Source organism: Paraburkholderia mimosarum LMG 23256 = NBRC 106338 (genome assembly GCF_000739815.1).
Classification (GTDB): domain Bacteria; phylum Pseudomonadota; class Gammaproteobacteria; order Burkholderiales; family Burkholderiaceae; genus Paraburkholderia; species Paraburkholderia mimosarum.
Genome location: NZ_BBJJ01000064.1, coordinates 22388 through 37017, shown reverse-complemented (window position 1 = coordinate 37017; position 14630 = coordinate 22388). Strand labels below are relative to the sequence as shown.

Here is a 14630-nt window from a genome sequence, read left to right as displayed (position 1 = left end):
GCCCTGCCGGCGAGCGGATGCAGGACCTTGGGCAGCGCGGAGTGCATGCGTTTGCCCATGCCTGCCGCGAGGATCACGATGTTCATTGCATCGACCTTAAAATCTGCTAATCAAGTCTTTCATTTTGACAAGAGCAAGATTCTAACACCGAGGTAGTTCGCTTCCCGCAGGCGAGTAGTCAAGACGAGCTCGTTAATGGCCAAGGCGGACGCGAAGTTGCCGTCGAGTCATTGACTGACTTGACATTGAATGCCTTGTTTTTGCTTCTGTTGATTGCTGCGGTCACCCGCGTGAACAGCGTGAAGTTACAGGCACGCGCAGCATTACCGGAAGTCGCTGAAGGCATCACTCAATATCCTGCAGCGACAGTCTGCTAACAATCAAACTGCGGCTCAACGGGTTCTCCGCAAATCACCGGCAAAGAAACATGCCGCGTCATACTCAACGCGAAGTGCGAGCGACGTTAGCTAAGCGGAGTGACGCTCGCGGTGCCCGTCGCTCACAGGACGATGTTGATGAGGAATCCAGGCACCCCACTTGCCCTCATATTTCCTCTTGTTTTCCTCAAAGAGCTTCATTCGCTTTTCGATCGCGAGGAGATTGAACGATGCTGAATGATGGTGGTGAATAAAGACGTCCTCGGCGCAAGCAATCACGAACCCCAACTTCTGGATTCTTCGACAGTAATCGTCGTCTTCGAACATTCCGATGCCGAAAATCTCATCGAGGTCGCCCACGCGCTCGTACATGTCCCGCGAGAACGCGACACAGAAGAAAGCCGCCGTATAAACCTCCATAGTCAGCCCCATATGCCGGGTCGTGTACAAGCGGCTGGCATACTCCATCTCTTCCATCGAATCGTAGGCAATTTCGATCTTCGCCTCGTTGCCGATGTTGTTGGTGACCGGTCCCACCAGTCCCACGGAATCCTTGCGCTGCAGATGGCGGACCAACGTACCCAGCCACCCTGGTGTGACGTAAGTGTCGTTGTTCAACAGCACAAGGTATTCACCGCGAGCGATCCGTAACCCTTGATTATTCGCCGCCGCAAAGCCGCGATTATCAGAATTCAGGATGATTCGCCTGTTATCGCCTCGCTTCGCCCATTCCGTCAGATATTCCGGAGTCGCATCCCTGGAATTGTTATCGACGACAATGATCTCGAAATTTTTATAGTGAGTATTTTTCTCCAGACTACGAAGACAGGCGTCCGTTAATTCCAGCTTGTTATAACAAACTACGATGATGCTGACCAGCGGCGCAGCATATCGCTCTATAGACGTACTAAGCGCCTGCGCGCGATCGTCCCATGTCTGGCTAGAAGCGAATGCTCGCCGGGCAGCAACTTCGGCGTCTGTCGGTGGATTTTCTAGCGAGGATCGAATGAGCGTCATCACCTCTTCTTCGTTCCGACCGATATGAACAAGGTCTCCGAACTGGGCCATTTCCGGCAGATCGACGCCGATGACATGCTTGCCGGCACTTAAATACTCATAAACCTTCACCGGATTCGTGGCCAGCGTCAGCGGAATGATTTTGAAGAGCAGGAGACAGACGTCGAATGCGTATAAATAGAACGGCAGGGAAGAATAGGTCACCTCTCCTGTGAATTCAACATTGGGACAGTGACTGAGACGCGCCTGCACGCCAGCGGAATCCGCCCCAACGAGTAGTACGAGGTCGTCCGGAAAAGCAAGCGCGACCTTTTCGACGAGGTCCACGTCGAACCAATGCGCAATCGCGCCGTAGTAGCCAATGATCCGACGTCCCTTCGGGTCTACAAAGACTTCGCCTGGATGCTCGGCGAAGTGCTCGTACTCGCACGCATTCCGGATCATGCGCACGGAACGATTCTTTTTCCGTGCAATGTTCTCCAGAAAATCCGACGTGACAATGACCTGGTCGGCCTCGCAGAGAATGCGCTCCTCCAATTCAAGGATGTCGGGGGCGCCGTCTCCAAAACCCTCGTGGTGATCCATCATGTCGTACACCAGATGCCGATTCGGCAGCGCATCGGCAAAAGGCACCCAAAAAGGATGTTGGACGATGGACACGATCGATTTCGGGCTCGCCTGAACCAGGAACGCAGCCAAACTTGCACGAAGCTTCGCGGTCGTCTCCGGGCTGGCCGCAGCGGAGTAAATTGACGGGGCCCCCGCCACGTTCAGGTAGACGACGTGAAGCAAACCGTCCTCGGATAGCGGTTCGATACGAAAACCCGCCGCCTCGTCATCGACAAAATGGTTCGAAAAATAATAGGTGCGATGCCCCCGACGCGCCATACCCCGGGCCATATGCTGAGGACGTTGAATGCGGAAATGCCAGTCGATGATCCCCCAGACGAACACGTCCGCACGTTCCTGCGGACCCCGCAGCGGCGGTACAAATTTCGGAACGATACTCGGCATCACCTCCGGTACCGTGGTAGCCGCCGGAAGCGGAAGCGTAGGACCGCCGAACAATCTCGTTCTGATCGCCTGCTTCCAGGTGATGGGCACGGGCAAGCGATGATAAGCCAGCCTGAGCGCCGAGCGAAACTTCCGCTTTCCCAGTCGGGCGAGTGTGCCGACAGCTCGTAACGGCGCGGTGACTCGCCAGGACGTGCTTTGCTTCATCTCCCAAATCACACGATCCCTCTCTGCGAGCTCGTGAGTTCTCCCAGCGATCACTCGCTCGCTTTCCTCCGCAGCCCTTCTTTTTTCTTTGATAATCTCGTTCAACTGCGAATCGCGCGCCCATAACGCCTGAGCCTGATCGACATACTGGCTGTTGACAGTCTTGAGTTCCTCGCGAAGCTTGCCAAGATGAGCATCCAGCCTCGCGACCTCGGCGGCCGATTGTGCGGCAATCGAATCGGCGGCACCACGTGCCGCTGACAGACTTTCCTCGAGCGCGGCGATTCTGGCCTTTGCGATAATGAGCTCTGGTATCGAAACAGAAGACTGGCGAGTGATTTCAAAATCGTCGAGAAATAGCTTGAGGTTTTGAATTTCGTCGTCTGCTGCGTAAATGAGGAGGATTTGCTCCCCTTCCCAGAACGCAGGCTTGTGGCCGCTCGTATCGAAAACGCGCGAGAATACGAGATGAAAGCGCTGCCCTACTGCTTAGTCTCTAGCTTCAAGTGCAACACCTTGAATCAAGTAAGGTGTTGCGATGAAGAAGAAGTACCAGCATCTGAGCGCGGAAGACCGCGCGGCAATCATGATCGAACATCAGCGCGGGGTCGGTATACGGGAGATCGCACGGCGGTTGGGGCGCAGTGCTTCGACGGTTTCTCGCGAACTGGCGCGTAACCGGAACACGGCCATGCCGCGCTACGACGCGACGCAGGCGGCCTCGGCCTATCGGCTTCGTCGCCGGCGTTGCGTGCGGCGACGTAAGTTGAGCGAAGGCAGCGCGCTGTACTGGCACGTGCATCACCACCTGGTTTATCGGCGCTGGTCGCCGCAGCAGATTGCTGCCAGACTCCGCGACATGCACCCAGACAATCCCGACCAACGTGTTTGCCACGAAACGATCTACGCGGCGATTTACACCCATCCCCGAGGTGGGCTCAAGCAGGCGATGATCGAGGCGTTGCGCCAGGAAAAACCCAGACGCGGCACCACCCGTAAAACCTGTGCACGTAAAAGCTTCGTGCCGGAGGAGTTGCGCATCGTTCACCGGCCTGAACAGATCGAAACGCGGCAATGGCCCGGACATTGGGAAGGCGACCTCGTCAAAGGGGCGTTCAATCGCTCCTGCGTTGGAACGCTGGTCGAGCGCAAAACACGGTTCGTCGTGTTGTGTCGCATGGACGGCTGCACGGCCCAGGACGCGCTCGAGGGTTTTACGCGCCAGATGAAGAAGGTGCCGGCCTTTCTGCGCGAAAGCCTGACGTACGACCGTGGATCGGAGATGACCTGTCATGTGGAGCTTGCCGAGCGACTGAACCTCGATATCTGGTTCGCGGACCCATACGCTCCCTGGCAGCGCGGCAGCAACGAGAACACGAACGGCCTGCTACGTCAGTTCCTGCCAAAGGGCATGGACCTGTCGGGCGTCACGCAGACGCAATTGAACGATATCGCCAGGCTGCTCAATGGGCGCCCCCGCCAAACTCTCGGTTGGAAAACACCCGAAGAGGTCATGGCCATGGAGCTGGCAACGGCTGGATTAGCGAAACGTTGCACTTGACTCTAGAGACCGCCCTATCCTCCGGACTGATCGACTGGCCGGCATACCTTCTACGCAAAACAGCGATAGCATTCTCTGGCACACGCACTACTATGGCCTGTCGTCCTTTCCGTTCCCAGCAGGAAACCCGGACACGGCAATCGTTGCAAGCAGCACAATACCGTTCAATTCGTCGGTTTTCCCATGGCTTGGCGCGTTTGTGACGACTGTTATCGTAGGCGCCTGCATGGCCATACCTAAAATGCGACGAGATGGAGCTGCCTTTCCCGCAGCACTGCTGATCGGGAGCTTTGCGCTTGTCGTGTTGGGCTTCGGAGAGATTCAGGCCAGGTACAGCCTGTTGATCGCTCCATCGCTATCCCTGCTTTTTGCAATTTCCCTATTCCCGCTCGATGTTCAGCCAAGCGGCTCTGATGGATGCTGGATCAGTTGGCGGCACATGCTTGGAGGCTTGCTTGGCCTGGCCGCCATATATTTAACTGTCTTCGCAAGCGCAACTTTTTTTGCCCCAATGAAGGCCCGAGAGAGCGCACAACTCGTGGCGAACGGGGATTGCGATAACCATGGGGTCGAGCTAAGCACCAATTACAAGCTGCTACGGATCGCAATGAAAGGTGACGCCCGCTGCGCCAATGTGCGCGTTACTTTGCCAGCAGAAGCAAGCGCAGTCTCCTTCTTCGTTAGCGGGTCAAGGCTCCCCTTCCGCTTTGAGGAACGCTTTCTATCGCCATTTCGCTATGAGTTAAGAGACGGCGAAACCCATCTTTTGAGCGATTCGCTTGGCACCGACTCCGCTCACTGGAAGAATGTTGCCCTCCCAAACCGGGCCGCGACAGAGATTCTGATTCATGTCGATCGCATTGCTGCGGATGGTGACGACTATCTTGATTTTTCCCTACTGCACGCCACACGCGACTAGCCAGGCGTGACCATGTACTGCCGCATCATAGAAGGCGGCACTTCTAATGGCGTCGCGGAACGCCTTCACGCTTAGTCACATATAAAAACGGTGGAGTAACGCCTGGATAGTCTCCGTAAATGTGTAGATCGGGAAGATCAACACTATTGCACAGCAAATGGTCTTGAGTGCCTCAAGCGCGCGAGGCTGGGTGCGCGTGCCAGTGCGTTCGGGCAGGAGGAGAGCCAACAACGGCAGCAGAGGCAAGAAGTATCGGCCCTGCACACCGTCGACAATGCGTTGGCCCACCGGGGTCCATGACACATACAACGCTGCGAAGATCAGCGCCACACTTGCGAGCAGCGCAAGTGCGATCACAACGCGATCGACACCACGAACCGTCGGCGCAGCGCCTCGTCGCTCGAGCGCAGTCGCAACGGCGAGCGCGACGCCCATGAGAGCCGCGACGCGGTAGTAGTCCCTGTGCATGGGGGTATCGAGCCAGCCGAGAATGCCGACCATGCTCTCATAGTAGAAGACCCCATTGTGCTGCAGCGTGGCCCATGCAACGCGCGGAATCTCGAGCGGATGATGCAACACCCATGCAATCTGCCCCGCCTCGGAGCGCGGCGGAGTGACAGGCGCCCACGCCGAAAGACTACATGCGACGATCACCAGTGCCGATGCGGCCACGGCCGTGATCAGCCAGACGGTGCGGCGCCCGAACCCATAATGCCCCTTCGCGCTTTCCCATAGCAGCGCTGGAGAGAATCCCAACAACAGCAGGCCGACATAGGGCGGACGCGCGGTGATGCAGGCTACGGCGACCAGGGCCGCGCCGAAAAGCCGCGCCTTGCCGATGGGCTCACCATCGAATATCGCGCGATCGAGCGCTGCGATCAGAAGGATGCAGGCGGGCAACAGGAGCGCATCCTGGCTAACCGACGAGTACAGCATGAGTGTGGACGGCAGCAATGCAATGGCGAATATCCACAACGCTGTCCGACGGCTGAGCAACAACGCTGCGACAGTGAGCGCCATGCTCACTAGCAGGTCGACGACGCAGACGAGCCGATACGTTCCCGGCGCTGAAATACCAACTTTACGCGCGAAGGCGATCGTCACGGCTTGGGGCAAATAAGCGTAGGCCGGATAGATCGCCGAGCTCGGGAATCCGACGAGGCGCTTTTCGCCACCCCACTTGCGCCCGACCGTGCGCGCCTCCATCACCGGATCATATTTGACGGTCGGGTGTGCCGCCATAGGATGGAAAATATCAGCAAAGCCAACCACACTTTCGTCAATCGCACCGCCTGAGGTATTGCCCGCGCGCTCGCTCAGAAGATGACCTTCCGAGACCTGAATGGCACGAAAGAAGTGCACAACCGAATCAGGCGTCTGAAACGGCGGCGTAGCCAGAATAAGGAAAAGCCCGATCGGCATGGCATAGCACACGTAAAGCCATGAAAGACGCCTTCCGTCGATAAACGACGCAATCCACCCGGAAAATCGCATGCTCAATCCTGGAAATTCAACCGAAACGCGTTGCCACGATCAGACCCACGATGATGAGCGCCGTGCCAAACACATAGCCCCGAGTGATCGCTTCCCGAAAAAAGAAGTGGCTTGCAATTGGCACGAGAATAAAGCAGAGCGCCATGAACAGGTAGGCCTTGTTGAGGCTAACAAAGCGCAAAAGATTTACCCACAGCAAAGTTGCAAACCCGTAGATCGCCAGTGCACAAAAGAGGAGTACCAGCGCGCGTGGGGAATACCAGCTGCCGGCCGCCTGAATTTCGATACCTGCCTTCTTGAACAGCAGTTGACCGCTCGAAATGATGAATACGCAAGCAAGCGCCCAAACGATCTGAAGTGAAGTCATGCGTTGGAGATTACAGAAAAGTGGATCAAGCGGCCGTATCTGGCGAGCGAGACTGCTCGGCCGTTCCGCGCAGGACCTGGCGCGCGTACGCCCCATCCGCGGGCAAAAAGCGGCTCATGGGCCGGGTCGGCACACTTGCGACGTCGAAATTGAGAAAACCTAGCAACAATTGCAGGCCGATCAGCACGGGCAGCGCCGCGAGCATAATCGTACCAAGCGGCGTGGAGATGCCCTGCGCCATGGATTCGGCCCAGTGCCAGGAGCCGAAGGCGAGCCCGAACATTAGCAGCAACACGCCGAACACAAGCTCGAACGTCGCAGCCGTCATGTCGCGCAGAAAATAATTGTAGAAAATCCGCTTCGAGAAATTCACCGCATGCTTCGCGGAAAACTCGAACAGCACTTTAGAGACCTTCAAATTCGACTCTTCGTCACCGTAGAAGGCGTCCATCGGAACATCGACCACCACGGCGCGCAACGTGTTGAGTCGGAATAGCATATCCGTTTCGAAAAAGTAGCGCTGCGCGATCTTGTCGAATGGCAAATGCGCGGCAACACGCGCGCTGATCGCCGTATAACCGTTGGTCGGATCGAAAATATTCCAGTAGCCCGTGGATATCTTCGTCATGAACGAAAGTCCCGCATTGCCGATCAGCCGCACGGCGGGCATGCGCACAATGTGCGTGAGGTCGTAGAAACGATTGCCCTTCGTATAGTCGGCCCAGCCTTCGATAATCGGCAATACAAACTGTGGCAGCAATTCAGGGTCCATCTGGCCGTCGCCATCGAGCTTGACGATGATGTCCGCACCTCCCTCGATCGCGTGCGCGTAGCCCGTCATCACGGCGCCTCCCACGCCTTGGTTAATTTGATGGCGCACCACGCGCACCCGGCTGTCATTGCAATTCGCCTCTACGTAGTCGCCGCTCTGCGCCGGACAGCAGTCATCCACGACGTAGATATCCGTGACTTCCGGGCCGATTTTGTCAATCAATTGCAGGATGTGGTCTTTGACCTTGTACGACGGGATGACAACAGCAATCGAGACAGGCTTGGTCAGCACGATCTTGTCCAGTTAAACCCAGGTTCCGATGAGCGGCGTTGTCAATCGCCGCGCAATTATGATTCGATGTCGCCTGGACGGCGACGCGCCAGCGACAAACGCGCACAGTTTATCTACGATCGTCATGGGACATCGCCGCCCACAATGACTCACTGGACATGTTTCAAGACCATGCCTTTCAGACAGCCTGTTACTTTACTGGTTCGAAGCAACGCGCACAAGTCGGCGTACCACCGCGGCAAATGTGCTGCCCGTTGCGGCGCGGCCCAGGCACTCGGTTCGCCGTTCACAGCCGATTCCCACAAGCCCGCGCGCAGCGCCTGATCCTTGCGCCTGCCGATGATCCGGATATCCACAAGCGCAGCACAAAAGCTTCTCGGAAATTGATCGGTAACCGGGCCGTCAACCGAACCGGCTGATGCGCGGCACCTCGGCGATCTCGAACGTCGCGACGCCGTTCTCGACTGCGAGATGAGGGCTGTAGGCGGGATCGCGAAATCCCGCCTGCGCCGCGAGCCCAGCAACGGCATCCGGCACCGGCATATCTTGCGCGCAGACGACCGTGGCCTGGGCGACGAGCACATGGCGCAAACCCTGTGCTCCCAGCGCGCGAGCGAGCGCAAGATCCACGCTGGAATCCTCACCATCCAGATCGCGCTCGTCGTACGCGGCGAGCTGCGCAGCGGCCGTCGACAGGACGGCGCGGCGCGCAACGAGACAGGCGCCCGGCAGCGCCGTCACCGTGCGCGTCAGTTGATTCATACCAAAATAGCCGAAGTCCTCGCGTGACGCCCCGCTACGGGCCAGCACAGTGCTATACGGCGACGTAGCGACAAGTCCAGCAACAAACGCCCCCCCTCCTGGGAGGCTAAGTCGTGGCCCGGCGAGCCCAATCTCAGGACGCAGTGCGTGACGCACCAACGCATCGAGCCAGCCTTCGTCGCCCGCTTCCACCTGGGCGTCTAGCAGGCAGACAAAGGCGGCATCGTCGGCGCGCAGGGCAGCCTCAATGTCCATTTGCGCATCAAAGGTCACCCCCTGAGCGTGCTCCCCGGCAGACTTGCTCGCGTACTCGACATGGGTCGCCGCACCCGGACCTACCAGCGTCACGCGAGTGAGCAGCGGCTGTGGCCGGGCGAAGAGCGCGCGCAGCGCCGTTTGCGGCGCACTGCCATCGCCCGCGCAGCGCAAGATGGCCTGGACACGGGGCAGCGGTTCTGGCAATGGATAGCGCACCTGCACGAACGGAAGCTGCGTGGATGGCGCAATCGCCTCCACACGCGCATCTCTGAGCCTTAAGCTTTCGCGTACGGCTCGCACCCCTGCCTCGACGGCATAGGGCTTTTCGTCAATATCCAGGGCCGTGCTACCCTCGATCGTGCGCCAGTGATAAAGCACATGCGGGATATGGACGACGGCCGCATCGCCCGCCGCGCGCACGCAGCGCAGCACCAGATCGTGATCCTGGCTGCCTTCAAAGCCCTCGCGAAAACCACCGACCTCACGGATCAGCGCTGTCTCGTACACACCCAGGTGCGAAAAGAAATTGTACTGAACGATGAGTTCCGGATCCCAGTCTGGCTTGAAATACGGCGTGCTCCGGCGCCCGTCGGAGGAAATCTTGTCTTCGTCGCTATAGAGCAGACGTGCGTGCGGATGCGCCCGCAAATATTTGGCCACCATGGCAAGTGCATGCGGCGGCAGTAAATCGTCATGATCGAGCAGCGCGACGTACTCGCCTGTCGCTAGCTTGAGAGCACTATTGCTCGCTGCGCAGATATGGCCGTTCTGCGCGCGCCGCATAACACGAATACGCGCGTCGCGCTGCGCGTGCTTGCGTAGAAGTGTCTCGACGTGTGGGGCGCTCGACGCGTCGTCGGCAAGACAAAGCTCCCAGTGCGGATAAATTTGTGCGCGCACTGACTCGATCATTGCGTCCAGATACACCGCCGGTGTGTTGTAGACCGGCACGACGATCGAGATGCGAGGCGCCTGCTGCCATGCCGCCATCTCGTCCGCGAGCTGGCGCAGCGCGGTCGGCTCCAACGCATCTACGGTCTCGATCCAGCGCTGATAGCCGGCCTGCTGCGTCGAAGTCCGCACGACCTTGCGCAACGCACTGCGCCAACCCTCACGGCGCAGCACTGCGGTGACGGCCGTCACGGCGCCGCAAACGCCGCCAAACGCCGCAACCCGTGCGTGCACGCCACGCGCAAGGCCGGACAGCCTGCCGATACCGCGCACCACCCGCTTCATCCCGCGCCAGCGCAGACAGCTGCGCGTGGTGCCTCGGCGGCCACTTCGGCGAGGAGCGCGTGTAATTCTCGCGCCTGTTCGTCGAAGATACGCACGCGGCCCACGTGAGGATTGCGATAGCCCTCCAGCCGCAGCGGATTCTCGAGCAGATCGCCAAGCGCCGCACCCAAGTCGGTGCCGTCGTCGTCAAGCGGGACGATGTTGCCGTTCTCTCCGTCCACGATGTCTTCCACGGCGCCACCTGCGTCGGTCGTGACGACCCACACGTCGCGGATCAAGGCCTCGCGCACAGAAAGGCCAAAGCTTTCCTTGCATTGCGTCGGCGTAACGAGCACGTCGATACCTTCGAAGAAATCGTCAATGGTTTCTTGCGTATAGGCGGGCACGATTTTGAGCGTACCCGGTACGCGCCATTCTGCAGCATCGATCGAGCGGCGGCCCAGATTGAGGACGTTATCGACAACTCGCAGCTCGTAGTTTCGCGCTGGCAGCGACCGCAGGACCTTGCGCAGGAGCGGTGCGCCCTTGATTGGAGTCTCCCCGCCGACGTAGCCGATACGCAGCGGTCGCCGCGCGAGCGACTCGCGACGGATCGCGCGCCGAGGCGCCACCACCCCGTTCTTGTTCACAACGATACGCGTGGGATCGAAACCATTTTCGGTGAACAGCTCGCGGAAGAATTCGCTTGGCGTGATAAGGCGCGCTGCGCCAAACAGGATCTCGCGCAACCTGAATTGCCGGTAGCTATTGAGGCTTGGATCCTTCACGCAAGTCGCGCAAACATTCAGGTCGATCTTGCGCTGATTGCAGTACACGTGCTCGCCCGTAATCATGAACTGGCGCCCGCAGATCCACCAGGCGTCGTGCGCAGTCACCACATAAGGGATGCGCTCGCGCAGGCATACTTCCGCGATCTGTGCGCCTATGCCCTGAATGCTATGCAGGTGCACGACGTCAGGGCGCAGCGCGCTCACGGCCTCGGCGAAGGCCTCGATTGAGTTCGGGTTCTCGAACTCGAAATTGGGATTACCCTCGGGTGGCAGGCCCATGGCGAACACATCGCCGCCGCTCGCCGCGCGATAGCGCACAAGTTTGTAGGCGGGAACGTCGCTCGTGGGGAGCGATGTGAACATCGCATATTCGATGTCATCGCGCTGGTTCAAACGACGCGCCACTTCTTCGGCCACGATGGTGGCGCCACCAAAACTACGCGGTTCGAAGTAGATATTTACGCCCAGCACGCGCAGATTCTTTTCACGCGCGGCGTAGGGAGCGAGAATTGGCAGCACCTGCTCATACGCAACGGTCGTCGGCGCATAGTGCTTCGAAACATAGTCGTGCGCACGTGCGGCCATGCGCTCGCGCAACGCCGCATCGTCGATGAGAGCAAGCAGCGCGCGCTCCCAGGCTGCCGTATCGGCGGCAAGATAGCCCGTGTCACCCTCGGTAATCGCAGTACGGAATGCAGCACTCGGCGAGCACACCGACGGCAGGCGCACGATGGACGCTTCAAGGAACTTGATGTTCGATTTGGCGTCGTTGAACACACTGTCTTCGAGCGGCGCGATGCTGATATCGCAGGCCGCCAGCCGCTTGAGATAAGTACGGTAATCCGAGAGCGGTAGACGCTGGACCTGAGCCTGAATGTCGTTGAACTCGGCCGGCAGATTCAACTCGCCGATCACGACGAAGCACGCGTTCGGGCGGGCTTTGAGCACGCGACGCAAAGCCGTTGCAGCCACGCGGAAATCGGCGTCGTGCGTGCGTGTGCCCGAGCCATAGACGATGCGCACGATCCCGTCGGCACGCTTCGGTATGCCATCGAGCCCCCTCGCAGCACGAACGGTTTCCGTGTCGAGAGCGTTTTCAACGACTGAAACCTGCGGCACACCGGCCTCGTGCATAGCCCGCGCGAGACCCTCGGTTGACGCGATGCCATAGTCACAGGCGAGCATGGCGGTCCGGTAAAGCTCAACGCCCTCGAGAATACCGCGCCGCGCCTCGTCGTCGAGATCGGCGATATTGGAATTGCCCGCGTATTTGCTGGCGTCGAAGATCAGGTCGTCGACTTCCCAGAAGGTCACGAGGCCCATAGCCTTTGCTTCACGTATGAGTCTCAGCGGCTGGGGAAACGCGGGCACGCGATAAAAGATGACGATCGAATGCGTTTGCAGCAAGCTACGCACGGCCTGCGTGTCGTTCCAACTGACCGCCGTGCATTCGATGCCAAGCTTCAGGATCATCTGCTGCTTCTGCGTGACCCGATATTTGCGGCACTGTGGAATGCTCATTTCCGCGACGATCAGCACGCGCATCGCCAGCCGCTCGCGCGCCGGCGGCGCAAGCGGCAGGTCGAACACCGGGTCAAGCGACCCAGCGGGCGCTGACGCGCCGAGCAGCCCGCGCAGGCCGTGACGGCTCGGCGCGGTGGCGATCTTGCGCAGCGTTGCTGGCCAGCCCTGTTCGCGCACCGAAGTGCGCACAACCGCGCGCGCGTGACGCGCGCGTGCGACGATCATGCGCGGCGTGCGCAGCGACATGACGACAACGCGCAACGGCGCCGTCAGGCGCCAGGAAGTGGACCTGCGCAACGCCGCAACGTCGTCATAGGCGCTTTGCAGCGACTCCTGCGTCGCGCGCAGCGCGCTACGCTCACCTTCGAGGTCATCGGCCAGCAGATCCAGGCTTTCCTGGTTCGCTGCAAGGTCTTCGCGCGCGGCGCGCTCCGCAGCACGGGCCCGCTCGGCCTCAGCGTGCGCCTCTGCCAGCGCCGCTTCCAGCGCCCAGAGCCGGGCCTGCATTTCGCTGTGCGTCGCGAGCCCCGCGAGTTGTGCATGATGCGCCTGCAGGCGTGCCCGTTCGAGGGCGGACAAGCTCAGCAGCGAGCGCAGCGCCGCAGGCAGCGCGTCGCCCACCGCAGCAAAGCCGCAACCCGCGCCATGCTCGAACGCCAGGTTCGGATAACGCGCTGCGAGCGTCGCCCACAACGCCTGCACGCCCTCACCCGCCCTACCCGAATGAAGATCCGAAATGAACACCACACCATGTGCAGAGAGCTTCGGCAACCACGCGTCCAGCAATCGCGAGCCGTGCGCGGCCGCATGCACGCCGTCAATATGCAGCAAATCGATGGATCGATCCGGAAAGCCAGCGGCCGCGTCGAGCACGTCGGCGTCCAGCAGCTTTGTCGCCGCGCCAGCGCTCGTGCCGAGATGCGCTTCGAGTTCGCGCCTGGCTTGTGCGCCAGGTACCCCCCCGAAGCTGCGTGCAGCCCATTGCTCGACAGCAGCAAAATGCGCATGCGCTAACTCTTGTATCTCTCGCCAGCCGCACAGCGCGACACCTTGCGCCGCGCCTAGCAATACGAATGTTTGTGGCCGCAATGCTTGCGCGAGCAGCGATGCAATCGATGCATACTCGGGCCACGTGGACTCGCCACGACGCGGCCACCAATACCGTGTCGCCGGGACCGCGCCGCCTTGGGCGGCGCATCGCTCAGCACACCCGGACAACTGCGACTCGTCGTCAATATTTTCAGGCTTCATGGCTTGGACATTCTGATCGATTAAGACACCCTGCACTGCGCGAAGCCCTTAGCCGCCCACCGCGGCCTCGTAAGCGGAGACCACGTCTTCAACCGGGCCGAACGCGCGCACGTGTCCGTGCTCCATCCAGAGCGCTTTATTACACACGCGACGGATTTCGTGATTCGAATGCATGGCGAGCACGACGATCTCCGCACGACCGTGAAGGTCTGCCAGCCGCTGTTCCGCTTTATGCATGAACGAAGCGTCGCCCACACCCATCACTTCATCGAGCAGCAGAATTTCCGCTTCGACCGCCGTCGAGACGGCGAAGGCCAGACGCACTCGCATGCCGCTCGAATAAGTGCGAATCGGCAAGTCGAGATAGTCGCCGAGTTCGGAGAACTCCGCGATCTCCTGTTGCTTCGTACGAATCTCACTGTCAGACATGCCCAGCAGCAGGCCGCGCAGACGGATATTCTGTAGACCCGTGGAGTTTTCATCCATACCAAGGCTGATGTCGAGCAACGGCACCACCTTGCCAGAGCGCTCCACGGTGCCCGAGGTCGGCGTATAAATGCCGGCCATGGTGCGCAACAACGTCGACTTACCCGCGCCGTTGTGGCCGATCAGACCCACCCGGTCCCCAGCATCGAAACGCAGGTCGACATTATTGAGCGCGCGCACAACGATCACGCCGTCGGTGTCCTCCGCGATCGCGTTGCGCCGGCCCATACGCATGACCTGGCGCTTGAGGGAGCGCCCCTGGATGTCGTAGATCGGCAGGTCGAGCGTTGCGCCCTTCAGTTCGATATATGCCATGTGGTGCTC

10 protein-coding genes are annotated in these 14630 nt (G+C 59.7%); 2 read left to right on the top strand and 8 right to left on the bottom strand.

The window, feature by feature from the left end:
- Positions 1-86: 2-C-methyl-D-erythritol 4-phosphate cytidylyltransferase (locus BMI01S_RS43980; RefSeq protein ID WP_218002759.1), on the bottom strand; the 86-nt coding region annotated here is incomplete at its 3' end.
- Positions 87-467: 381 nt separating this feature from the next.
- The gene (locus BMI01S_RS29580) at positions 468-2720 is read right to left on the bottom strand and encodes a glycosyltransferase (protein ID WP_208461013.1); all 2253 of its coding nucleotides are present in this window, start codon (positions 2718-2720) and stop codon (positions 468-470) included.
- Between the two features lie 433 nt (positions 2721-3153).
- Here BMI01S_RS29580 and BMI01S_RS29575 point away from each other — a divergent pair, with 433 nt between their 5' ends.
- Together BMI01S_RS29575 and BMI01S_RS29570 are read left to right on the top strand one after the other, a co-directional pair.
- The gene (locus BMI01S_RS29575) at positions 3154-4176 is read left to right on the top strand and encodes an IS30 family transposase (RefSeq protein WP_028232208.1); all 1023 of its coding nucleotides are present in this window, start codon (positions 3154-3156) and stop codon (positions 4174-4176) included.
- A 226-nt stretch (positions 4177-4402) separates the two neighbouring features.
- Entirely contained in the window at positions 4403-5095 is a 693-nt protein-coding gene (locus tag BMI01S_RS29570; protein ID WP_028232209.1) for a hypothetical protein, read from the top strand.
- A gap of 75 nt (positions 5096-5170) precedes the next feature.
- On the opposite strand, the gene BMI01S_RS29565 is transcribed toward BMI01S_RS29570, so the two are convergent.
- From BMI01S_RS29565 to BMI01S_RS29540, 6 genes are all read right to left on the bottom strand, one after another.
- Entirely contained in the window at positions 5171-6589 is a 1419-nt protein-coding gene (locus tag BMI01S_RS29565) for a DUF2142 domain-containing protein (RefSeq protein ID WP_028232210.1), read from the bottom strand.
- 16 nt (positions 6590-6605) lie between these two features.
- Complete coding sequence (locus BMI01S_RS29560) at positions 6606-6956, bottom strand: DMT family transporter (protein WP_028232211.1); 351 nt, start codon at positions 6954-6956, stop codon at positions 6606-6608.
- 25 nt (positions 6957-6981) lie between these two features.
- Positions 6982-8016 carry a glycosyltransferase family 2 protein gene (locus tag BMI01S_RS29555; RefSeq protein WP_244145437.1) on the bottom strand — a complete coding sequence of 345 codons (1035 nt, stop codon included), beginning with the start codon at positions 8014-8016 and terminating at the stop codon, positions 6982-6984.
- Between the two features lie 405 nt (positions 8017-8421).
- Entirely contained in the window at positions 8422-10065 is a 1644-nt protein-coding gene (locus BMI01S_RS29550; RefSeq protein ID WP_169745493.1) for a glycosyltransferase family 2 protein, read from the bottom strand.
- Between the two features lie 206 nt (positions 10066-10271).
- On the bottom strand, positions 10272-13658 hold the full coding sequence (locus BMI01S_RS29545) for a glycosyltransferase (protein WP_161635550.1): 3387 nt from the start codon (positions 13656-13658) through the stop codon (positions 10272-10274).
- A 210-nt stretch (positions 13659-13868) separates the two neighbouring features.
- Positions 13869-14621 carry an ABC transporter ATP-binding protein gene (locus BMI01S_RS29540; protein WP_028232212.1) on the bottom strand — a complete coding sequence of 251 codons (753 nt, stop codon included), beginning with the start codon at positions 14619-14621 and terminating at the stop codon, positions 13869-13871.
- Positions 14622-14630: the final 9 nt, after the last annotated feature.